The following is a 21,074-nucleotide window of genomic DNA, read 5'->3' as shown; positions in this document are numbered from 1 at the left end:
CAATTCTGATAATAAGTTTTATCTAAGTTTCTCAATTTTAAGGAGTTAGACGGTGTTGAAGAAAACGTTTTTTCTGTTCTCATTTGTAATTCTGACAGCGTGTAGTCAAACAGGCGTTGAAGTAACGCAAACTCAACAGCAAGCCGTCGCGATGCCCGATACTTTTAGTGCCGACGCCGCATATGCTGTTTTAGAAGACGGCGGTAATGCGGTAGATGCTGCCATTACGGCGCAGTTTGTGCTGGCAGTGACTTTACCTGAAGCAGGTAATGTGGGCGGCGGAGGCTTTATGACCATTGCGTTTGAAGGCATCACTGACTTTCTTGATTACCGTGAAATGGCACCGTCTGATGCACACCGAGATATGTACTTGGATGACGAGGGGGATGTGAAACCTTACGAATCACTTTTTGGCGCGAAAGCAGCAGGTATTCCAGGCACGGTTGCCGGTATGTGGGCTGCCCATCAGAAATACGGCAGTTTGCCGTGGAGTCGCTTAGTAGCACCTGCGGTTGAACTTGCTGAAAATGGCTTTTTAGTGCCTGAAAAACTTGCTAGCAACATCACTCGATATTTAGCTCGTACCCGCGAACAAGGATTAAACAGCAACTTTGCTAGTTACTTTGAACAAGCTAAAGCCAATACAATATTCAAGCAACCTGAATTAGCCACTACGTTAAAGGCGATTCAACAGCATGGCCAATATGGGTTTTACCAAGGCGAGGTTGCTGAGAAAATTGTTTCCTTTATGCAAGAAAACGGTGGGCTAATTAACCACACCGACCTTGCGGCTTATAAAGCCGTATGGCGTAAACCTCTTGAACTGAATTGGCAAGGGTTCACACTAGTTACAGCACCACCACCAAGTTCAGGCGGCGTGGCGGTAGCCCAGTGGATTGGTATGCTTGAAAGCTATGGAAGCAATCATACACTGCCAGATCATAACAGCGCGGAATACCTGCATGTTATGTCTGAAATTGGTAAACGCGTATTTGCAGATAGAGCAGAATACTTAGGCGATCCTGACTTTGTTGAAGTCCCTGTAGCTAAGCTTGTTGCTCCTGATTATATCAAAGCCCGCGCTGCGCTTATTCAACCCAATAGTATTTCAGACACGCCAAGTGTTAAACCTGGCTTGAAAGAAAGTGAAGATACCACCCACTTTTCTATTATGGATAAATGGGGCAATGCTATTGCCAACACCACCACTATTAACCTTACCTTTGGTAGCGGCGTGGTAGTAACGGGTGCAGGGTTCTTGCTTAATGATGAGATGGATGATTTTAGTGCTAAGCCTGGCGTGCCTAATTTCTTTGGTGCTGTTGGCGGTGAAGCGAATGCCATTTCGCCTTATAAGCGCATGCTATCTTCAATGACACCTACCCTAGTAACACAAGGCGGTGATGTGGTTTTAGCAACCGGCTCGCCTGGTGGCACAACCATTATTTCGTCGGTAGCACAGTCGTTATTAAACGCATTATTGTTTGATTTTGATGCCACAAAATCTGCTAACGCTCCTCGCTTTCACCACCAATTACTGCCTAAAGATACTATTCGTGTTCACCCGGGGTTTGACGAGTCAACATTGGCTGAATTAACTGACATGGGCTACACCATAGATGCCCGCCGCTTTGGAGATGTGCATTTAATTAAGCGCACCTCACAAGGTGTAGAGGCGGCTTCTGAAGCAAGTGGTCGCGGTAAAAGCATAGTGTCTGCGCGCTAAATCGTGCTATTGCTGTAGCGCTTTCGCCCTAGAAAGCGCTCACGGTTCAATACAGGCTAATCAGTCGCAAATAACTGTTCGATAGAGGCAAATGCTTTGAACTCCAGCGCATTACCGCAATAGTCCATGAAGAACATAGTGGCTTGCTCGCCTGGCTGATCTTTAAATCGAATGTAAGGCTCTATAACAAATTCAATATCGGCGGCGCTTACTTTGTCAGCCAGCGCCTGCCATTGAGACATTTCAAGCACCACGCCAAAATGCGGAACGGGCACAGCATGGCTATCTACCCCATTATGGGAAGGGGGTGAAGGCATTTTCTCAACGCAATGGGTAACCAACTGATGACCGAAGAAATTCCAATCAATCCATTGGGTATCACTGCGCCCTTTTTCACAACCTAATAGTTCGCCGTAAAAGGCCTCTGCATTGGCAAGGTTACTGACGGGTATTGCTAAATGAAACGGCTGCGCCATGGTCACGTCCTATAAAAATTTCTTTAGTAACGATAGTTTGAATTTAGAAAATGGCGCATAACGTACGGGGGCATCTAAAGCGAAAGCCCGCTTCATTACGGTTTTGACATGACTAAAAGTATCAAACCCTGCTTGGCCGTGATAACTGCCCATGCCGCTATTACCCACCCCACCAAAGGGAAGTTCTGGGTTAGTCATAAATATCATCGTATCGTTAGTACACACACTGCCAGAGCTGGTTTTATCAATAATACTATTAAGTACTTTATCGTCGTCGCTGAACGCATAAAGCGCTAGTGGTTTTGGCCTATCGTTGATAAAACCGATAGCTTCGTCGATAGAGGCAACAGGCACTATGGGTAAAATAGGTCCGAATATCTCTTCTTGCATAATAGCGCTGTCTTTCGCGGGGTCGAGCACCAAGGTGGGTGTCATGGCAGGTCGCGCTTCGTTAATATCGCCACCGTAAACCACATTTACACCATCTAGATATCCTTGAAGGCGATGCAAGTGGCGAGTATTAATAATGTTGCCATAATCATCTGAAGAAAATGGGTTTTTACCAAACTGAGATTTGAGCTCTTTTTTAATGGCGTCTATTAGCTTTTGTTCAAAACCTTTCACTACTAGCACGTAGTCGGGCGCAATACAGGTTTGCCCGGCATTCATCCACTTACCCCAAACGATTCGACGCGCGGTAATTTTCAAGTTGGTGCTGCTATCAACAATACAAGGGCTTTTACCGCCAAGTTCTAACGTAACAGGGGTTAAATGCCTAGCGGCTGCAGACATGACAATTTTGCCAACTGCTTCTCCGCCAGTATAAAAAATATGATCCCATTTACACGCAAGTAATGCCGACGATTCTTCCTTCCCGCCTTCAATGACTTCTACACATGAAGTATCCATGTACTGGGGGATGAGTTTTGCCACAATCGTTGAGGTTTCAACGGCCAGCTCAGACGGCTTTAACACCGCGCAATTACCCGCTGCTAGTGCTGCAATGTAAGGCGCTAGCAACAACTGAAGGGGGTAGTTCCACGCGCCTATGATAAGCACTGTACCCAAAGGTTCTGGTTGCTGAAAGCTTTTACCCGGCCACGCAATAAGTGGGGTGGATACCTTTCGAGGCTGCATCCATTTATTTAAATGCTTTAGGGTATGCTTAATATCCGTTAGCAAAAAGCCATGTTCAGCCACGTAGGCTTCACTTTCACTTTTGCCTAAATCTTGATGAAGTGCATGTAGAATATCTTTCTCATTTTCAATCAGCAGGCGCTTTAGCGCGTCTAATTGACTCTTACGCCATTCTAGTGAGTGGGTTTTGCCAGATTTAAAACTAGTTTGAAGCGAGGCCACCGTATCAAGAAAGCAAATGCTGGGTTCTACGGCGTGAAGCGTTGGTTGATTAGACATAATACATTCCACCTACATATGAAGACTGTTGACCTGCTGGGATTTAAATTCAGGTTCAGGGGCAATCGGATAAGCTGTTATTCATCTTATAGTAATGAGGGCGATAAAACACAACCCAATTATTTTGTTAATTGATGTTTAATTATTACCTGAATATCAGTTGACTGCCTACACGAAAAAGCCCGGTACTTAAAAATAAGTACCGGGCTTTTAAAGTGTCTAACTAGACGGGTTAGTTTACGCGTCGTATGGGTTACGTAAAACAATCGTCTCGTTTCGATCAGGCCCGGTAGAAACGATATCTACTGGAACACCGGTAAGGTGCTCTAGGCGCTGAATATAATTTTTCGCAGCTTGTGGTAAGCCCGCAAACGTAGTGACACCATACGTGTTGTCGCTCCAACCTGGCATTTCTTCATACACTGGGGTGACTTTATCGTAACCGTCAGCCGCCATTGGAGGCACGTCTTTTACGTTACCGTCTGCATCTTTATAACCGATACAGATTTGTAAAGTTTCAAGGCCGTCAAGCACGTCTAGCTTCGTTAAGCAGAAACCGGTAATCGAGTTGATTTGTACCGCACGTTTCATTGCCACGGCATCGAACCAACCAGTACGGCGTTTACGACCGGTAGTCGCGCCGAACTCATGACCTTTAACACCTAAATGATTACCCACTTCGCAATCAAGCTCGGTAGGGAATGGGCCAGAACCTACACGTGTGGTGTATGCCTTAACAATACCCAATACATAATCTAACTTTAACGGACCAAAACCAGCGCCGGTGGCTACGCCGCCAACAGTAGTATTAGAAGACGTTACATAAGGATACGTACCGTGGTCGATATCAAGTAATGTACCTTGCGCACCTTCGAACATGATTGGCAAACCCGCTTTGTGGGCTTTATCTAGTTCGTCGGTAACATCAACCACCATCGCTTTAAGGATGTCAGCAACGGCCATGGCACCTTTTAAGGTTTCATCAAAATCGACCGCTTCTTCACCGTAGTATTTAGTCAATGTGAAGTTGTGTACATCAAGTACTTCTTTGAGCTTAGCTGCAAAGTCTTCTGCATTGAATAAATCGCCAACGCGCAAACCACGGCGAGCCACTTTATCTTCGTACGCTGGACCAATACCACGGCCAGTAGTACCAATTGCTTTAGCACCACGGGCTTTTTCACGCGCCACATCTAAAGCAATGTGATAAGGAAGAATAAGCGGGCATGCTTCACTGATTTTCAAACGCTCACGAACTGGAACACCACGCTCTTCAAGCATAGTCATTTCAGTCATCAGAGCGTCAGGGCTGAGTACTACGCCGTTACCAATAATGCAGGTAACGTTGTCACGCAGAATGCCTGATGGGATTAAGTGAAGAACGGTTTTTTCACCGTCGATTACTAGAGTATGACCTGCATTGTGACCGCCTTGATAGCGAACCACAAATTTTGCTCGATCAGTAAGTAGGTCTACTACTTTGCCTTTACCCTCGTCACCCCATTGAGTGCCGAGTACCACAACGTTCTTTGCCATGAATCATATTGTGTAAGAAAATTAGGCGGGGATTCTACCAAAATTTCATACCCTTTATCATCTGTTTTATGCGCAAAAATACGCCAGTTATTGCAGATTTATGGACTTTATTAGTCTGAACCTCGCTAACCATCTGTATATTAGAGCTATTTTTAGTTACGCATTCGAGCTTATTAAGACAAGTAAAAAAGGCAAACCACACCGATGACAACTAAAACACCGCCGGTTTGGCGTAATTGATTGGTCGGCATCTGACTTATTTGCAATAAATATAAGCGCCAGCGCGTAGGAAATAACAAAGGGCCAATTCCCTCTACAATAAGCACTATTGCTAGCGCGGGCCAAAGCCAGTCCATTCTATACCTCATTGTTTTATTTAAATTATTGTTACCTAAACCGTGTAACATACCATAAAGCGTACTAGCAGCTAGCGGCGCTTAAGGTAATCACGTAAGCATAGTAATCACTCATCAGAGAATAACGCACACATAAATACCTTATTTTGCTAACCTAATGGTTATTTGAGTATTTAATATTCAACCTACTGAAATTTTTCACTTTTTTTAACGCAAAATAGTGCAAAAAATCTATCATCTGCTATACGTAAAGTATTGCACTTAATCACACGGAAACAAATTCATGCGTTTTCCTAAATATGGAAACTATGCGTTAGATATCTCTGGGAATGTATTGGAAGTGTTTGCTACGGGTGCGTGGAATTTAAAAACCGCTGAAGCCTTTTCTGAAGAAATGCATGACCTAGTGGACAGGTTCGAAGATAAACCATGGGGCGCCATTCTAGATGGCCGCAGATGGGTATTGTCTACGCCAGATACACAACAAGTCGTCATTGACGCTATTAAATATAGCATTACTAAAGGGCTACGACGCTCTGCCTATGTGTTAGACACCGGCATGGTAAAGCGCGCGCAGCTAGAATATACCCACCCTGCCAAAGAAAGAGACTTTAATCTTCAAGGCTATGAAAGAAACTACTTTCAGCATTACTTCTCGGCGCTTAATTGGCTAGACAAAGAAGGCTTTTCACCTATAGCCAAAACGTAAGGGCACATAAGCGCCCTTACATTCAATGTTAATAAAGCAAGCTGTAGACCTTGCGTCTATATTCAGATTTGAGCGCATCACCGTCGGTTAATGCATTAATCATATCCAGCATTATTTTACGTGCATCCCCAAAGCCTAGCTCTTTTTTAAGTACGCTGAGCAACAAGGATAACGCCTCTTCCGATTTATTAGCTTGGTGTAACTGCACAGCCAAATCCACTTTAAGTTGTAAGTCATCTGGATTAGCCGCTACCGACGCCTGCAATTGGCGAATTTCAGGTGTATCAGCTGCCTGTTCAGCAAGTTCTATTTTACCGTTAAGGGTATTATAACGCGCATCTTGATCGACTAACTTAATCTCGTCCAACATGGCTTTAGCCTGTGTTATCGACCCTGTCTCAATGTAGCAATCAATAACCATATACTTGGCATTGATGTTGTCAGGGCTCATCTCTAAAACTTGTTTCGCATTCGATAAGCCTTCTACATAGTCGCCCCGTTGAATAGCTTGTCCTGCCGCCGCAAGAAAATCATCTTCTGGATTAGGCAGATACTTAGCTAGCATCTCACGAATTTGCGCTTCGGGTTGCACACCCGCAAAGCCATCTACAGGTTGACCGTTTTGCACTACCATTACGGTCGGCAAACTACGGATACCAAATTGGCCTGCAACTTCCTGCTGCGTTTCACAGTCTACTTTGGCAAGAATAAGGTGTTCGGCATACTCTCCTGCTATCTTTTCTAAGATAGGCAGTAAATCTTTACATGGCTCACACCAGTCTGCCCAAAAATCAATAAGCACTAGCTTTTCTTGTGATGCTTCTAAGATAACTTGCTGAAAATTTTCAACAGTGATATCAACGATAGTTGCCGCATTGTTCGCAACAAGATTGTCCATAACGTGGGCCTTTTAAAACATTTATTTTCTGACAATGAATATGGGGTAACTGATAGCAAAAAACAACCGCTACAAAAAATCGGCAACAATGTCGTATTCACGACATACTTACCTTGGCTGGCGTGTTAATTTGTTGTTAACTCACGCATAACGATACTCACTGGAGGGCTACGTCATGGCTACCGAGTCAAACGTTCAAACTCAATTTCAATCTTTTAGCGAGTTCTATCCTTATTACCTTGCAGAACATGCCAATGTAACCTGCAGAAAATTACACTTTGTTGGTTCTTGGTTAGTGTTAGGTGTCATCGCCAGCAGCTTAATTACGAGTAACTTCGCATTGTTATGGCTGATCCCAGTAGTAGGCTACGGCTTTGCGTGGGTGGGGCATTTCTTTTATGAGAAAAATAGGCCTGCGACTTTTCGCCACCCGCTTTATAGCCTGCTGGGAGACTGGGTGATGTTTAAAGACATTCTAATAGGTAAAGTAAGTCTTAGCGCTTAACGACGGTAAAACCCTACCACCTTTTCAGTACAAAAAAACAAAAGAGCCAGACGCACGCAGTGAAGTGACACCCAGTACGCTGGCTTTTGAAATCATAGTCTCAGTATTTAGCCGTTTTCAACACGGCAAAAATAAGGCTACGCCACTCATTTACTTGGCAGGGGTAAGCTTTAACACTTTGCCGTTGGTGGCATCGGTTAGCAGATAGATAGCGCCGTTAGGCCCAACTTCTACATCACGAATACGGGCTTGATTGTCACGCACATATTCATGCTGCTCACCAGGCTTACCGCCATCCATCTCGATACGTCGTAAGTGAGTGAACTTTAACGAGCCTACCAACAAATCTCCGTTCCACTGTGGAAACAAGTCACCTTGGTAGAACGTCATACCGCTTGGTGCAATAGAAGGGTCCCAGTAAAGTACTGGTTGTTCCATGCCATCCATATGCGTTTTATCACTGATAATGTCGCCGCTGTAATCAATACCATAGGTAATGACCGGCCAACCGTAGTTTGCACCTTTCGACAGCAGGTTAACTTCATCACCGCCCTTTGGCCCGTGTTCCATTGCCCATACTTCACCCGTTTCTGGGTGAATGGTAATGCCTTGAACATTTCGGTGGCCGTAACTATAAATTTCAGGCGCTTTACCGTCAGTAAAAGGGTTATCGCTAGGCACACTGCCATCGCGGTTAATTCGCACAATAGTACCGAAATGGTTATCGGTATTTTGCGCTTCCTTCATATATTTATAACGGTCGCCCAGGGTGATAAACAATTGCTTGTTCGCATCAAACGCTAAGCGACAACCAAAATGAAAGCCATTATCAATAAGTGGCGCGGCACTAAAGATAGTTTCTACATTTACCAGCGCATTACCGCTTAGTGTTGCTTTGGCAACACTGCTGCCACTTCCACCCTCGCCAGGTTGGCTGAAACAAAAGTAAACCGTGTTGTTAGCTTCAAACTCAGGGTCGATAGCAATATCTAACATACCGCCTTGGTTGTTCGCTTCTACCTTAGGCACATTTGATAAGCGTGGCGATAGTTCACCGGATTGACTTAGGCGCCTAATACCGCCCTCGCGCTCGGTAATCAGCATGTCACCGTTAGGGAGGAAGGTCATCCCCCAAGGGTGAACTAACCCTTGTGCTAATTCAGTAACAACAAGATTTTCATCTGTCGGTGTTTTAGCGTCTGCTTGTTGCGAAAACGCTGGCTGAGTTGCCCCAGCCAGCGTTAATGTACAAACAGACAGCACGTTAATCATAGTGCGTGTCATAATTTTTCCGCCGTGAAGTATATTCCGACTTATTTTGCCAACATTGCGCGAAGCATCCAAGCAGACTTTTCGTGAACGCGCATACGATCGCCAATAAGTGCAGCAGAAGACTCGTCATCTGCGTCTTGCGCTAACTTAAGTGAATCACGTGATGTTTTAACTACTTGCTCATGACCATGGGTAAGTAACGCCACCATTTCTGATGCTTCAGGTACACCTTCCACTTCATCAATTGCGCTTAATTCAGCGAATGATTTGTAAGTACCTGGCGCCGAAACACCCAGTGTACGAATACGTTCAGCAATTTCATCTACGGCTTCTGCAAGCTCTGTGTATTGCTCTTCAAACATCAAATGTAGTTGTCTAAATTGTGGACCTTCTACATTCCAATGGAAGTTATGGGTTTGTAGGTAAAGCGTGTAAGAATCTGCTAATAGTTTTTTAAGGCCTTCAGCCACTGCATTACGATCTTCTTCTGAAATGCCGATATCAATCTTGCTCATATATCTCTCCTTGGGTTAGCAACTAATTCACTAATTTAGAATTGGAAATACCATTCAAATGTTACCTTAATGATACTCTAAGAATATTGATTTGGATTATAATTTTAACGATTGTACACATCTACTTTGACGATTTACTTCAATGATGATGCTGATGACCTGCTTCTTTATCCATTCCTTTTACCGGTAATTCTACGATGTAGTCAGCGGCGGAATCAAAAGACAAGGTCAATGACACACTATTGCCTTCAACAAGACCTTTTTCTAATCCCAACAACATCACGTGATACCCGCCAGGCGCAAAGGAAAGCGAATCATTTGGCGCAATGACTATCCCTTCTTTTACTTCTCGCATACGCATCATGTCATCATTCATTTCGGTGGTATGAATTTGCGCGTCGCTGGCAATATCACTGCTGACCGAAACGCCCGTTATTTTAGTCGGTGTTTCGCTTTGATTATGCAAAGTGAAATAAAGTGCTGCAGATTGTGCCATTGGAAACGTAGCGCGGGCGTAACCGTCACTAATAGAAATAGGGTGCGTAGCTTGAACCCTGCACGCCGACAGCGCAAACATAAACAGGGCGAGTAATTTAAAGGGTAAAGAATGAGTAATAGGTGTCATACCGCTGCTTCCAAAAAAAAGTTGGCTGCTAGTGTACGGTAGGTTTATTTAATAAAGAAGAGAATATAGAAAATCTGGAGATATATCCCGAAAGGGAAAAACTATAACAACGAAGCTAACCTAGAAAGCACTAGGTCAAAACATTGTATGAAGACCTTTATGTGAGAGAATGGTGCCGACTGCCGGAATCGAACTGGCGACCTACTGATTACAAGTCAGTTGCTCTACCAACTGAGCTAAGTCGGCACACTTTTCACACCCGCTGGGTTAACAGCGGATGCGTATAATAGCCACAATTAAAAGGTTGTCAACCTTTTAAACGTTTTGCCTCGCCAATCAGTTTCGGAAAGTACTCTAACGGCAAATATTGGCTCAAATCGTGTAATTTTTCGCCCAATTTTGCGTAGTTGTCAGTAGTCACATTAATATGACCCATCTTGCGTTTTTCGCGCACCGACTTTCCATACCAGTGCAAATGACTGCCATCAATACTCAAAAGTTCTCTTGAGAAACTGCTGCAGCCAATAATATTAATCATTGCGCTTGGGCCAATAGCCGATGTGTCACCCAAAGGTAAACCACAAATGGCACGAAGATGATTTTCAAATTGACTGGTTACTGCTCCCGATTGACTCCAATGACCAGAATTATGCACTCTTGGCGCAAGTTCATTAACCAGGAGTTCATCACCACACTGAAATAATTCCACCGCTAACACGCCGACATAGTCCATGCCTTCAGCCAGTTTCACGAAAATATCGTGCGCTTTGGCTTGAAGTGCTTCGTCCACGTGGGTAGCAGGGGCAACCGACACATGAAGTTGGCCTTGATAATGTAAGTTTTCAGCAAGCGGGTAAGTGCGCACATCACCCTGCTTATTTCGTACTCCAATTAATGAAAGCTCACGTTCAAAAGGCACCATCTTCTCTACCACAAGAGGCACTTTCTCTAAATTTAAGGTAGCTAAAGCCCGTTTAAGCTCAGGCAACTCTTCTTTATTGGCTAATCGCCATTGGCCGTAACCATCGTAGCCATCACGACTGGATTTTAGAATGAGCTTTTCACCAAGCGTTTCAATGCATTCATCAAGCTGTTCTAGGTGAGTCACAATGCGGTGCGCACTGTTAGCGACCTTCATGCCCTCAAGCAATGCTTTCTCTCGCACTCTATCAGCACCGACTAAAATGCTTTCAATGCTGGGCATTAACTTACCCGTTTTGGTAGCTTCTTCAAGCAGGTGCTCTGGCACGTGCTCAAATTCTACCGTGAGTGCATCAGCACCTTCTAAGGCTTGATCTAAGGAAGTATCTAAAGGGCTTTTACTTACAGGGTGCACGACAGTATCGTTGTTTACGTCGACAGCCTGCACTTCAATGCCAAGCGGACTGCCCGCCAAATACATCATTTGCGCCAATTGGCCTGCACCGTAAACGACTACTCTCATTCGTCAAGCTCCAAAGTATTGCTAGAAGCCAATACTGTTTCAGTCTGCTGCTTTCGAAAGGTAATAACCGCATCGCGCACATTCGTATCTTGCAATGCCACCACTTGCGCCGCTAGCAAACCTGCATTGGCTGCACCCGCTTCGCCGATGGCTAATGTGCCAACCGCAACGCCTTTGGGCATTTGTACAATTGATAACAGGGAATCAAGACCACTTAATGCTTTAGACTTTACTGGACAACCGAATACTGGCAAGTGCGTGTGCGCAGCAATCATTCCCGGTAAGTGTGCTGCACCACCTGCGCCAGCAATAATGGCACTAAAGCCTTCATCTGCTGCCCCTTCGGCAAATTCAACCAACAAGTTTGGCGTTCTGTGTGCTGACACCACTTTTGCGTCGAATTCAACACCAAACGACTTCAGCATTTTTGCTGCTTGTTGCATGGTGGGCCAGTCTGAGGTCGAGCCCATAACTATTGCGACTTTTGCCATCTAGAAATCCTCTGAGATAGGTAAATTGGATAACCGGAAAAGCCCGCGATTGTAGCCTAATTCGCCAACAAATCCCACATATTAGCCGTAAGTGATCTGGCAAGGCCTTCATTTTCGTAAAACCCCTATATAATTACAAATAGTTAATCCTTCCAGTGCCACTTGGTATTCTTTATGACTACCTTTTTCACTTGGCTGGTTGTGGGCCTTCATAAGGCTAAGGTAAACGGAGGTATCGATAATGTCGAAAGCACATCAAACAGACGTAATTGATGACGCGATTAAAGAAGTACAGGTTGTAGTATCAGATTTTCTCAATCGAGAAGCCGCGCCTGGCATTTTACTGATGATTGCTACTGTACTGGCACTTATCATTGCTAACTCCCCTCTTAATCACCTATACGACCAATTAATTAGCCTTCCAGTGCAAATTTCAGCGGGCACGTGGGCAATTGATAAACCCTTATTGTTATGGATTAACGACGGCTTTATGGCCGTTTTCTTCTTTCATGTTGGATTAGAGTTAAAACGTGAAATATGTGAAGGCGAGTTATCAAATCCTAAAGACATTGTTTTACCTGCCACCGGTGCGATTGGTGGCATGCTTTTACCTGCTCTGATTTACGTAGGCATTAACTGGGATAACCCTGTGGCCATTGCCGGTTGGGCAATTCCAGCGGCAACCGATATTGCCTTTGCATTGGGTATTTTGGCGTTATTAGGAAGTCGAGTACCCACTAGCCTTAAGATTTTCTTAGTCACCTTAGCCATTATTGATGATATTGGCGCTATTGTGATAATTGCGCTTTTCTATACTAACCACATCACTATGGGGGCGCTGTTAGTGGCAGCGGCGTGCTTACTGCTGTTGTGGCAAATGAACAGACGAAATGTAGTGGATATTCCCGCCTATATGATGGTAGGTATTATATTGTGGGTAGCCATGCTCAAATCTGGGGTGCATGCTACGCTAGCAGGTGTGATATTAGCGGCTTTTATCCCTATGCGAGATAGTAGGGATGAAACCTATTCACCGGTTACGCGCTTAGAACATAGCTTGAATAGCACGGTAAGTTTCGCCATTTTACCCCTTTTTGCTTTCGCTAATGCAGGAATAAGCTTCGGTAATATTAGCCCCGAGGGTATTTTCCACCCCGTTACTTTTGGCATATTTTTAGGCCTAGTACTCGGTAAGCAGGTTGGTGTATTTGGTTTTTGTTATCTGATGATTAAACTCAAGCTAGCGACCTTGCCTGATGACCTTAACTTAAAACATATTTACGGGTGTGCACTGCTGTGTGGTGTGGGCTTTACCATGAGCTTATTTATTGGTGGTTTGGCTTTTGAAGAAACCGGTATTAATCAGATTTTTGATGAGCGAGTAGGTATTTTGGCCGGGTCAGTTGTATCAGCAATCTTGGGTTACATTGTATTGTATTTCGTAGGCAATAAACCGGTTAACAATGAAGGTAAGATAGCCTCAAACGCGAGCAAGCTCACGGGCAATACTGTCGATTAATACCTGCTTCCTAATTGGCTTGCTTAAATGTGCATTCATACCCGCGGCTAAACATGCCGCTTTATCATCTGCATAAGCATTTGCCGTTAGTGCGATAATGATTACTTTGTCTTTATTTTTAGCTTGTTGGCGAATGTGTTTCGAGGCAGTCAGCCCGTCCATAACGGGCATTTGGTAATCCATCAAAATGACATCAAACGCATGACGCTTTGCGGCTTCAATCGCTTCCATACCGTTTTTAGCCCTGAAGCGCTTAACGCCAACAGAGCCAAGCATATCCATTACAATATCGGCATTTACATCGTTGTCTTCAGCAAGCAATACCCGTAATGTACTTGGTAAAGACTGTACTTTTAAATTGGAGGAAGCTTCTTGCGCTTCGCCTTTCTCACACGGAAAACTAAAACAAAACGTGGTTCCCGTGCCTTCATTGCTATCAACTGAAATACTGCCACCAAGTAGCTCCACTAAGCCTTTTGTGATGGCTAAGCCCAATCCAGTTCCACCATAATCTCGGGTTATAGTGGCATCAGCCTGTTCAAATTGGTCGAATATACTCTCTACTTTTTGTGCAGATATGCCAATGCCCGAATCAGTAACCGAACAAGAGAGCTCGCCCTGTCTGTACTTGGCCTCAACCAAAATGATGCCTTGGTGAGTAAACTTAATTGCATTACTGACCAGGTTATTAATGATTTGACTAAGCTTACCACCATCAGTAATGACCGCTTTTGGCACACTTTCATCAATATTAACGTTAATCGAAATGCCCTTCTTACTAGCACTTCGCTCATATAGCACACTACATGCATCGATAGTTTGCGCGACGGAAATACTACGCTTATCTAGCAACATTTTACCAGATTCAATTTTTGACCAATCTAAGATGCTATCAAGGATCATTAATAGGCGGCTGGCAGAAGTCGAAATCGTTTCCGTTCTATGCCGTGCCCCGCTAGGTAAGGGTAATTCCATCATTAATTCACACGATCCAATAATGCCGTTCATTGGGGTACGTATTTCATGGCTCATATTGGCTAAGAATTGGGTTTTAGCCACGCTCGCCGCTTTTGCTTCTTCGAGCGCCTTAGCTAAATGTCGCGTTTTCTCTTCTATCTTATTTTCTAAGCTATGGTTAAACTCAGCAAGCTCTACGTTCAACGTTTGTTCTTTAACGCGGGCAAATTCAAGGGCTTTAAATGCATCAACTAGGCGCCCTTCTAAGCTGCTGAACTCGTCATTAAGTGAAGCGAGTTCCTGTATATGCAACGTACTCCCCACCAAGTTAGGCTCTCTACGCACTTCTGAGGGCGTAAAATTGGCAATATAACGTATAAGCCCGCGAATAGGAGACTCAATCATTCGTGCCACCACAGAGCCCATAAATGTACCAAATACAGACAAGACAAGTAGCAACAATAAATCAGTCAACAAATACTCACTCATTACCGACAACAAACGTCGATAATCGTAGTAATAGCTAACCTGCCAATTTGCAGTAGGCAGCTGACCTTGCAGCCTCAACCACTCCTTATTGAGCGGTCCGTCTTCAATTTTTATATCACACTCACCTTCGCACAAATACGAAGGTGCTTTGTTCAGTGGTTTTAAGCCTAGCTCTGATGATGCGTAAATAACCTCGCCCTTTGCATCTTCGAGCAAAAGCGAAAACCCATCGAGATTAAGGGCATCTACTGAAGAGAAGCTGCGTAAAGATAATGAGCCCTCCACGATACCAACAGGTACGCCATACTCATTAATAATAGGTGAAGACATGGCGACAATGGCGTCGTTTCCAAACCCTTGGCCTTGGAAAACGTTAGAAAGATACGGCCCGCCCATTTCCATTGCCTGAGAAAAATAAGGCCGATAAGCCACATTTGCAGCCCCAGCTACCTGTGCTTTATTTAGCAGCCCAGGTGGGTAGGAATGGGTTATATTCCCACTTTCATCAGCCACTAAGAAAGTGATGAATTCAGGATAGTGCGCGGCTAAAACTGAAAGTTGATTGTTGCTAGCCTCTTCTAATTTTTCAATTGCATAGGGCGTAGAAAGTGACTGCGAGGCAACCGCTATCGCTTTTTGGTGTTGCCCAATAAAATCGGATAGTTGTTGCTCTAATACCGCGACACGTTGTTGCATGTAGCGAATAATTTGTGCTTCTTGATCGTCTTGATAAAGTGCCACAGATAAATACACCACCGCCATGGAGGCGGCAAAAAAACAACCTGAGAAGAAATAACTGAACAGGAAATGCAGTGAAACTTTTTCTTTTGAACCTGTATTAGTGTGTTTAAGCCCTTTATTCGCTAGAAAGACAAAATGCCCAGAGATAAGCCCAAACACGCCACTTACCCAAGTAACAAGCACGCCAGAAAACATCATCGTTGGCTGGTCGGCTTCGTAAAGCGCGTGCTCTAATAATAAAATGGGGAGGAAAATAAGTGACCAAAAACCAGCACCAACTTTAATGACTCGGCTCAGGGATTTTTTATATCCAAATAAACTTACTACGATAGGCAGTAAAGACAGGCTTTCTTTACCCACAATACTGCCGTGAGTTAGCCATAAGGGGACGCAGATAATTAACGCAATAGGAATTGCGACTATAGGAGGGAACCGTAGTGCGGCGTATACGCCAACCCCTACCCCGAATACAGCGATACCGCTGCTATCAAATGGCGCAGGCACTGCATTTAATGCAATACCCACAACCACTACAAGTAACAGGTGTAATACCAGAGATAACGACCACCGATGTTTATCGTACAACAACGCCCCCCACTGGCATCACCATGATTAATGTTGCGCCATGTAATCTAACGTAAAGTTAGTCAGTAGTTTCACGCCTAACTTCATACCCGAATCGTCTACGTAAAATTCAGGTGTGTGGTGAGCAGGGCTATCTTGCTCGGAAACATCTAGAGGCTTACCACCTACCCAAACGTACAAACCTGGTACTTTTTCTTGGAAAAAGGAAAAGTCTTCAGCACCGGTAACCGGCTTTGAAACGATAGCATTTTCAGCCCCTGCGGTGCGTTGCATGGTTGGTACCATGGCTTGCGTAAGTGCGGGATCGTTATAGGTAATGGGGTAGTAGTAATCTAAAGGAAGCGTAAGTTCCGCTTTTGCGCCCATGCTCTCGGCGATAGCGTTCACTTTTCGCGGAAGCGATTCGTAAATATGTTCACGGGCCGCTTTATTTAGTGTGCGAATGGTGCCTACCATCTCTACTTCATTGGGAATGATGTTAGAGCGGTTTCCACCATGAATTGAGCCAATAGAAACCACTGCTGCATCGTCAATAAGCTTAAGTTCACGACTAACAATGGTTTGAATAGACATGATCATTTGCGCCGCAGTGACCACTGGGTCGACACTTTTCCACGGGTATGCGCCATGGGCTTGCTTACCATGAATAACAATTTTGAACGGGTCTACCGCAGCCATGGTGCCACCAGAATTGTAGCGCACTGTGCCTACATCAGTGTTCGAACTAATATGTAACCCGAAGATAACGTCTACATCAGGGTTTTTAAGTACCCCTTGTTTAACCATGACTTCAGCACCGCCGGTTTCACCAGCAGGGGCGCCTTCTTCAGCAGGTTGAAAGATAAACTTCACTTTACCTTTAAGTTCGCCTTTAATACTGGTCAGTATTTTTGCCGCCCCCATTAGCATGGCCATGTGCGTATCGTGCCCACATGCATGCATAACAGGCACTTCTTGGCCGTTATATTCACCCATTTGCGTAGAACGGTAGGACAAATCACCCTGTTCTTTAACCGGTAAGCCGTCCATATCTGCACGAAGTGCAACTACAGGGCCTGGTTTGCCGCTATCGAGTATTGCAACTACGCCAGTGCTGGCCACACCCGTTTCAACTTCTAGGCCTAGCGATGTTAGGTAGTTAGCTACGTATTTTGCGGTGTTAAATTCGCGATTAGAAAGCTCAGGGAATTCGTGAAAGTGGTGGCGCCATTCAATAACGTCTGTTTCTACTTCCGTAGCCAATGCATCAACATCGACTTGTGCAAAGGCAAAAGTGGCACAACTTGCCATTGCGAGCGAGATTAACTTTCGATACATAACATCTATTCCGTTGTAGAGTAAAACGCCAGAATAAACTATCTGGTAGCTAAAAAATACGAGTACCAATTGCGGTGTGACTTTTAAAACTAACCTATTTAATGGGCAGTGAACATTAGACAGAAGTATAATAAGAATTATTTCGATTAAGTGGGTAGTGAAATTCGGACACAAAAAAAGCGCCCTTAGGCGCTTTTTCTATAAAAACGGGTTAGCTCTTTTGACGCTTCATTGCGTTGAAGAACTCATCGTTAGTCTTAGTCATAGCGAGCTTATTAATAAGGAACTCTATGGCATCAATCTCTGACATCTCGTGCACAATTTTGCGTAAGATCCACATTTTCTGTAGTTCTTCTTGTGACGTTAATAGCTCTTCACGACGGGTACCTGAACGGTTGAAGTCGATAGCTGGGAATACACGCTTTTCAGCAATCTTACGATTTAAGTGTAATTCCATGTTACCGGTACCTTTAAACTCTTCATAGATAACTTCATCCATTTTAGAGCCAGTATCGATAAGCGCTGTAGCGATAATAGTTAAGCTACCACCTTCTTCAACGTTACGTGCAGCACCAAAGAAACGCTTAGGCTTATGCAGTGCATTGGCATCAACACCACCGGTAAGTACTTTACCTGATGATGGGATAACCGTGTTGTAAGCACGTGCCAAACGAGTAATTGAGTCAAGTAAGATAACCACATCTTTTTTGTGCTCAACCAGGCGCTTCGCTTTTTCGATAACCATTTCAGCTACCTGAACGTGACGGCTTGCAGGTTCATCGAACGTTGAAGCAACCACTTCACCTTGTACCAGGCGATGCATTTCTGTTACTTCTTCTGGACGTTCGTCGATAAGCAATACCATCAATTCACATTCTGGGTGATTGGCTGCGATAGACTGGGCAATATTTTGCAGTAGTAATGTTTTACCTGCCTTTGGCGGCGCAACAATAAGACCACGCTGACCTCTTCCGATTGGCGACGCTAAATCAAGTACACGAGCCGTGATATCTTCGGTTGAGCCATTACCACGCTCCATACGCAAGCGATCGTTTGCGTGTAAAGGTGTGAGGTTTTCAAATAAAATTTTGTTTCGTGAGTTCTCTGGTTTATCAAAGTTTACTTCACGAATTTTAAGTAATGCGAAATAACGCTCACTGTCTTTCGGAGGACGAATTTTTCCTGCGATAGTGTCGCCGGTTCGTAAGTTAAATCGACGAATTTGGCTTGGTGATACGTAAATATCATCAGGCCCTGCTAAATACGAAGAGTCTGCTGACCGCAAGAAACCAAAACCGTCCTGTAAAATTTCCAGAACCCCGTCACCGAAAATATCTTCGCCGCCTTTCGCATGCGATTTCAGTATCGAGAATATGATGTCTTGTTTTCTAGCGCGAGCCATATTTTCCAGGCCCATTTCTTCGGACATGGCGACTAATTCGCTAATCGGTTTGTTCTTTAATTCTGTTAAATTCATACTGGTGGGTCTTTGTGCTTGGGGTTTGCTTACAGGACTGGTAGTCACTCTGTTCTAATTTTTGATTTGATTATGCCTGAATAGAGGCTAAGCAGAATGCTGCTCGGGTGAGCGCTAAGGAAAAGTTAGCACTAAAATTAATCAACGTCCAGCGTTTTACTCGTCAATTGTTAAATAACTTGTATTCACACTGTTGTAGGCGTTGTAACTACTTATTTTCACGTGAAAATAAAAAACCGGTAGCTCGGCCACCGGTTTTTTCTGTACTACTCTATTTTACTAAAGGTTTTCGTTTAAGAACTCAGCTAACTGAGTTTTAGATAACGCACCTACTTTCGTTGCCGCCACGTTACCGTTTTTGAAAAGTAGTAATGTAGGAATACCACGAATACCATATTTAGGTGGAGTTTCGTTATTTTCATCGACATTCAACTTGCCAACTGTTAACTTGCCTTCAAACTCGTTCGCAACTTCTTCTAAGATTGGCGCGATCATTTTACAGGGGCCACACCATTCGGCCCAAAAGTCAACCAGTACAGGACCTTCAGCATTGATAACATCTGCTTCGAATTTATCGTCAGATAACTGGATAATTTTGTCGCTCATTCTTTTCTCCATTTTTGGTCGGTCGCTGATTTGTTTCAGCTCTACCATAAGTGTTATATAGAAACCGTTTTTAATGCAAGCACTGATAAGCTATAAGCTATGCCTACTCACTTAACTGATACTCATTTTTCCGACCTGCCGATTAATAGCAAGGTTGTTGACGCCTTAACGGCGGCAAATTTTAATAATTGTACACCAATACAGGCGTTATCTCTGCCTCCGTTGCTTGAAGGCTTAGATATTGCCGGACAAGCTCAAACGGGTACAGGTAAAACTATTGCCTTCTTGGTTGCTACTTTTCACTATTTGCTAAGCAAAGCAGATAATGACGAGAACAGCAAATCAAAAGGACCTCGAGCCATCATAATGGCACCGACGAGAGAGTTAGCCGTTCAGATTTTCAACGATGCCAAACTGCTCAGTGAGCATACCGGTTTATCGCTTGGATTGATTTATGGGGGCGAAGGTTACCAAAGTCAACGGGAAACCCTAGAAGAAGGGGTAGATATCATTATTGGTACGACAGGACGCATTCTGGATTATTATAAACAGAACGTGTTTACCTTGAATAATATTCAAGTTGCCGTACTTGATGAAGCCGATCGCATGTTCGATTTAGGCTTTATTAAAGATATCCGCTTTTTGTTCCGTCGCCTACCGCCTGCTACTGAACGCCTAAGCATGCTGTTTTCAGCTACACTTAGTTATCGCGTTCAAGAACTCGCTTACGAACACATGAACAACCCAACTCACGTTCAAGTTGCGCCAGAGCAAACGACGGCGACACGGGTCTCGCAAGAGCTGTTCTACCCTTCAGATGATGACAAGATGCTGCTGCTTCTTTCGCTATTTGAAGAAGAATGGCCAGATAAAGCTATTGTGTTTGCTAACACCAAATACAGTTGTGAGCGCGTGACCGACTGGCTTACCGCCGATGGCCACCGTGTGGGCTTGTTAAGCGGCGATGTACCACAGAAAAAACGCTTGGGTATTTTGGAAGACTTTACCAAAGGTAAGCTAGACATTTTAGTGGCTACGGATGTTGCCGCACGTGGCTTACATATTGATTCTGTCACCCATGTGTTTAACTACGACTTACCTGATGATGCAGAAGACTATGTTCACCGAATTGGTCGAACCGGTCGCGCTGGTCAAAGTGGAATAGCGATAAGTTTTGCGTGCGAAAAATACGCGATGAACTTGCCAGATATTGAAAAATATATTCAACATGCTATTCCTGTTACTGATTACGATGCGAGTGCTTTGCTTGATGATATAAATGCGCCTAAACCAAGACGCAGACGCACACCAAACACGAGAAACTCGTCTCGACGCGGCAACGGTAAAGGTCGTGGCAACAGCGGTGGAAATAGAGGTAAACCGTCTAACCGCGGAAACAGTAACTAACATTCGA

The 21,074-nt window shown here is 44.2% G+C and carries 19 protein-coding genes and 1 tRNA gene; 5 read left to right on the top strand and 15 right to left on the bottom strand.

The window, feature by feature from the left end:
- The first annotated feature begins 88 nt into the window (after nt 1-88).
- Nucleotides 89-1,726: a gamma-glutamyltransferase gene (ggt, locus tag J5X92_RS13825; protein ID WP_339890940.1), complete on the top strand. Its 1,638-nt coding sequence runs from the start codon at nt 89-91 to the stop codon at nt 1,724-1,726.
- A gap of 56 nt (nt 1,727-1,782) precedes the next feature.
- Here ggt and J5X92_RS13820 read toward each other — a convergent pair whose 3' ends face one another.
- The 4 genes from J5X92_RS13820 to J5X92_RS13805 form a co-directional block, all read right to left on the bottom strand.
- Nucleotides 1,783-2,202, bottom strand: coding sequence for a VOC family protein (locus J5X92_RS13820; protein WP_129736140.1), 420 nt, complete (start codon nt 2,200-2,202; stop codon nt 1,783-1,785).
- A 9-nt stretch (nt 2,203-2,211) separates the two neighbouring features.
- Nucleotides 2,212-3,618, bottom strand: a complete 1,407-nt coding sequence (locus J5X92_RS13815) for an aldehyde dehydrogenase family protein (protein WP_208805954.1) — start codon at nt 3,616-3,618, stop codon at nt 2,212-2,214.
- 237 nt (nt 3,619-3,855) lie between these two features.
- On the bottom strand, nt 3,856-5,154 hold the full coding sequence (locus J5X92_RS13810) for an adenylosuccinate synthase (RefSeq protein WP_126872903.1): 1,299 nt from the start codon (nt 5,152-5,154) through the stop codon (nt 3,856-3,858).
- A 173-nt stretch (nt 5,155-5,327) separates the two neighbouring features.
- Nucleotides 5,328-5,510, bottom strand: a complete 183-nt coding sequence (locus J5X92_RS13805) for a DUF2065 domain-containing protein (protein WP_013785593.1) — start codon at nt 5,508-5,510, stop codon at nt 5,328-5,330.
- 283 nt (nt 5,511-5,793) lie between these two features.
- Here J5X92_RS13805 and J5X92_RS13800 point away from each other — a divergent pair, with 283 nt between their 5' ends.
- The gene (locus tag J5X92_RS13800; RefSeq protein WP_013785594.1) at nt 5,794-6,219 is read left to right on the top strand and encodes a hypothetical protein; all 426 of its coding nucleotides are present in this window, start codon (nt 5,794-5,796) and stop codon (nt 6,217-6,219) included.
- 28 nt (nt 6,220-6,247) lie between these two features.
- Here the strand turns inward: J5X92_RS13800 and trxA (J5X92_RS13795) are convergent, their stop codons facing one another.
- On the bottom strand, nt 6,248-7,117 hold the full coding sequence (gene trxA / locus J5X92_RS13795; RefSeq protein ID WP_013785595.1) for a thioredoxin: 870 nt from the start codon (nt 7,115-7,117) through the stop codon (nt 6,248-6,250).
- Nucleotides 7,118-7,292: 175 nt separating this feature from the next.
- On the opposite strand from trxA (J5X92_RS13795), the gene J5X92_RS13790 reads away from it, so the two are divergent.
- Nucleotides 7,293-7,622 carry a DUF962 domain-containing protein gene (locus J5X92_RS13790; protein WP_126872904.1) on the top strand — a complete coding sequence of 110 codons (330 nt, stop codon included), beginning with the start codon at nt 7,293-7,295 and terminating at the stop codon, nt 7,620-7,622.
- A 150-nt stretch (nt 7,623-7,772) separates the two neighbouring features.
- On the opposite strand, the gene J5X92_RS13785 is transcribed toward J5X92_RS13790, so the two are convergent.
- The 6 genes from J5X92_RS13785 to purE form a co-directional block, all read right to left on the bottom strand.
- The gene (locus tag J5X92_RS13785) at nt 7,773-8,906 is read right to left on the bottom strand and encodes a PQQ-dependent sugar dehydrogenase (protein WP_126872905.1); all 1,134 of its coding nucleotides are present in this window, start codon (nt 8,904-8,906) and stop codon (nt 7,773-7,775) included.
- Between the two features lie 29 nt (nt 8,907-8,935).
- Nucleotides 8,936-9,409 (bottom strand): Dps family protein, encoded by a 474-nt coding sequence (locus tag J5X92_RS13780; RefSeq protein ID WP_013785598.1) that lies wholly within the window; start codon nt 9,407-9,409, stop codon nt 8,936-8,938.
- A gap of 139 nt (nt 9,410-9,548) precedes the next feature.
- Nucleotides 9,549-10,034 carry a copper chaperone PCu(A)C gene (locus J5X92_RS13775; RefSeq protein WP_126872906.1) on the bottom strand — a complete coding sequence of 162 codons (486 nt, stop codon included), beginning with the start codon at nt 10,032-10,034 and terminating at the stop codon, nt 9,549-9,551.
- Between the two features lie 170 nt (nt 10,035-10,204).
- Nucleotides 10,205-10,280: transfer RNA gene (locus J5X92_RS13770), tRNA-Thr, on the bottom strand.
- Between the two features lie 61 nt (nt 10,281-10,341).
- The gene (locus J5X92_RS13765; protein ID WP_126872907.1) at nt 10,342-11,478 is read right to left on the bottom strand and encodes a 5-(carboxyamino)imidazole ribonucleotide synthase; all 1,137 of its coding nucleotides are present in this window, start codon (nt 11,476-11,478) and stop codon (nt 10,342-10,344) included.
- Complete coding sequence (gene purE, locus J5X92_RS13760) at nt 11,475-11,969, bottom strand: 5-(carboxyamino)imidazole ribonucleotide mutase (RefSeq protein ID WP_126872908.1); 495 nt, start codon at nt 11,967-11,969, stop codon at nt 11,475-11,477. The genes J5X92_RS13765 and purE overlap by 4 nt, the downstream gene beginning before the upstream one ends.
- Nucleotides 11,970-12,210: 241 nt before the next feature.
- Here purE and nhaA point away from each other — a divergent pair, with 241 nt between their 5' ends.
- The gene (gene nhaA / locus J5X92_RS13755) at nt 12,211-13,488 is read left to right on the top strand and encodes a Na+/H+ antiporter NhaA (protein ID WP_013785602.1); all 1,278 of its coding nucleotides are present in this window, start codon (nt 12,211-12,213) and stop codon (nt 13,486-13,488) included.
- On the opposite strand, the gene J5X92_RS13750 is transcribed toward nhaA, so the two are convergent.
- From J5X92_RS13750 to trxA (J5X92_RS13735), 4 genes are all read right to left on the bottom strand, one after another.
- Nucleotides 13,450-16,260, bottom strand: coding sequence for an ATP-binding protein (locus J5X92_RS13750; protein WP_126872909.1), 2,811 nt, complete (start codon nt 16,258-16,260; stop codon nt 13,450-13,452). The genes nhaA and J5X92_RS13750 overlap by 39 nt on opposite strands.
- Before the next feature lie 27 nt (nt 16,261-16,287).
- The gene (locus J5X92_RS13745) at nt 16,288-17,577 is read right to left on the bottom strand and encodes an amidohydrolase (protein ID WP_126872910.1); all 1,290 of its coding nucleotides are present in this window, start codon (nt 17,575-17,577) and stop codon (nt 16,288-16,290) included.
- A gap of 211 nt (nt 17,578-17,788) precedes the next feature.
- Nucleotides 17,789-19,054, bottom strand: a complete 1,266-nt coding sequence (gene rho / locus J5X92_RS13740; RefSeq protein WP_013785605.1) for a transcription termination factor Rho — start codon at nt 19,052-19,054, stop codon at nt 17,789-17,791.
- A 279-nt stretch (nt 19,055-19,333) separates the two neighbouring features.
- Entirely contained in the window at nt 19,334-19,660 is a 327-nt protein-coding gene (gene trxA / locus J5X92_RS13735; RefSeq protein ID WP_013785606.1) for a thioredoxin TrxA, read from the bottom strand.
- Between the two features lie 99 nt (nt 19,661-19,759).
- On the opposite strand from trxA (J5X92_RS13735), the gene rhlB reads away from it, so the two are divergent.
- Entirely contained in the window at nt 19,760-21,067 is a 1,308-nt protein-coding gene (rhlB, locus tag J5X92_RS13730) for an ATP-dependent RNA helicase RhlB (protein ID WP_208805953.1), read from the top strand.
- Nucleotides 21,068-21,074: the final 7 nt, after the last annotated feature.

This window comes from Alteromonas sp. K632G (assembly GCF_017653625.1).
Lineage (GTDB): Bacteria > Pseudomonadota > Gammaproteobacteria > Enterobacterales > Alteromonadaceae > Alteromonas > Alteromonas naphthalenivorans.
This window is presented reverse-complemented; position numbering and strand designations above follow the sequence as displayed.

Excerpts from the sequence above, each read along its gene's own strand:
- trxA (WP_013785606.1), bottom strand. The coding sequence starts at position 19,660 with ATGAGCGACAAAATTATCCAGTTATCTGACGATAAATTCGAAGCAGAT.
- J5X92_RS13810 (WP_126872903.1), bottom strand. The coding sequence starts at position 5,154 with ATGGCAAAGAACGTTGTGGTACTCGGCACTCAATGGGGTGACGAGGGT.
- nhaA (WP_013785602.1), top strand. The coding sequence starts at position 12,211 with ATGTCGAAAGCACATCAAACAGACGTAATTGATGACGCGATTAAAGAA.
- J5X92_RS13780 (WP_013785598.1), bottom strand. The coding sequence starts at position 9,409 with ATGAGCAAGATTGATATCGGCATTTCAGAAGAAGATCGTAATGCAGTG.
- J5X92_RS13815 (WP_208805954.1), bottom strand. The coding sequence starts at position 3,618 with ATGTCTAATCAACCAACGCTTCACGCCGTAGAACCCAGCATTTGCTTT.
- trxA (WP_013785595.1), bottom strand. The coding sequence starts at position 7,117 with ATGGACAATCTTGTTGCGAACAATGCGGCAACTATCGTTGATATCACT.
- rho (WP_013785605.1), bottom strand. The coding sequence starts at position 19,054 with ATGAATTTAACAGAATTAAAGAACAAACCGATTAGCGAATTAGTCGCC.
- J5X92_RS13805 (WP_013785593.1), bottom strand. The coding sequence starts at position 5,510 with ATGGACTGGCTTTGGCCCGCGCTAGCAATAGTGCTTATTGTAGAGGGA.
- J5X92_RS13765 (WP_126872907.1), bottom strand. The coding sequence starts at position 11,478 with ATGAGAGTAGTCGTTTACGGTGCAGGCCAATTGGCGCAAATGATGTAT.
- J5X92_RS13745 (WP_126872910.1), bottom strand. The coding sequence starts at position 17,577 with ATGTATCGAAAGTTAATCTCGCTCGCAATGGCAAGTTGTGCCACTTTT.
- J5X92_RS13785 (WP_126872905.1), bottom strand. The coding sequence starts at position 8,906 with ATGACACGCACTATGATTAACGTGCTGTCTGTTTGTACATTAACGCTG.
- J5X92_RS13790 (WP_126872904.1), top strand. The coding sequence starts at position 7,293 with ATGGCTACCGAGTCAAACGTTCAAACTCAATTTCAATCTTTTAGCGAG.
- J5X92_RS13820 (WP_129736140.1), bottom strand. The coding sequence starts at position 2,202 with ATGGCGCAGCCGTTTCATTTAGCAATACCCGTCAGTAACCTTGCCAAT.
- rhlB (WP_208805953.1), top strand. The coding sequence starts at position 19,760 with ATGCCTACTCACTTAACTGATACTCATTTTTCCGACCTGCCGATTAAT.
- J5X92_RS13800 (WP_013785594.1), top strand. The coding sequence starts at position 5,794 with ATGCGTTTTCCTAAATATGGAAACTATGCGTTAGATATCTCTGGGAAT.
- J5X92_RS13775 (WP_126872906.1), bottom strand. The coding sequence starts at position 10,034 with ATGACACCTATTACTCATTCTTTACCCTTTAAATTACTCGCCCTGTTT.
- purE (WP_126872908.1), bottom strand. The coding sequence starts at position 11,969 with ATGGCAAAAGTCGCAATAGTTATGGGCTCGACCTCAGACTGGCCCACC.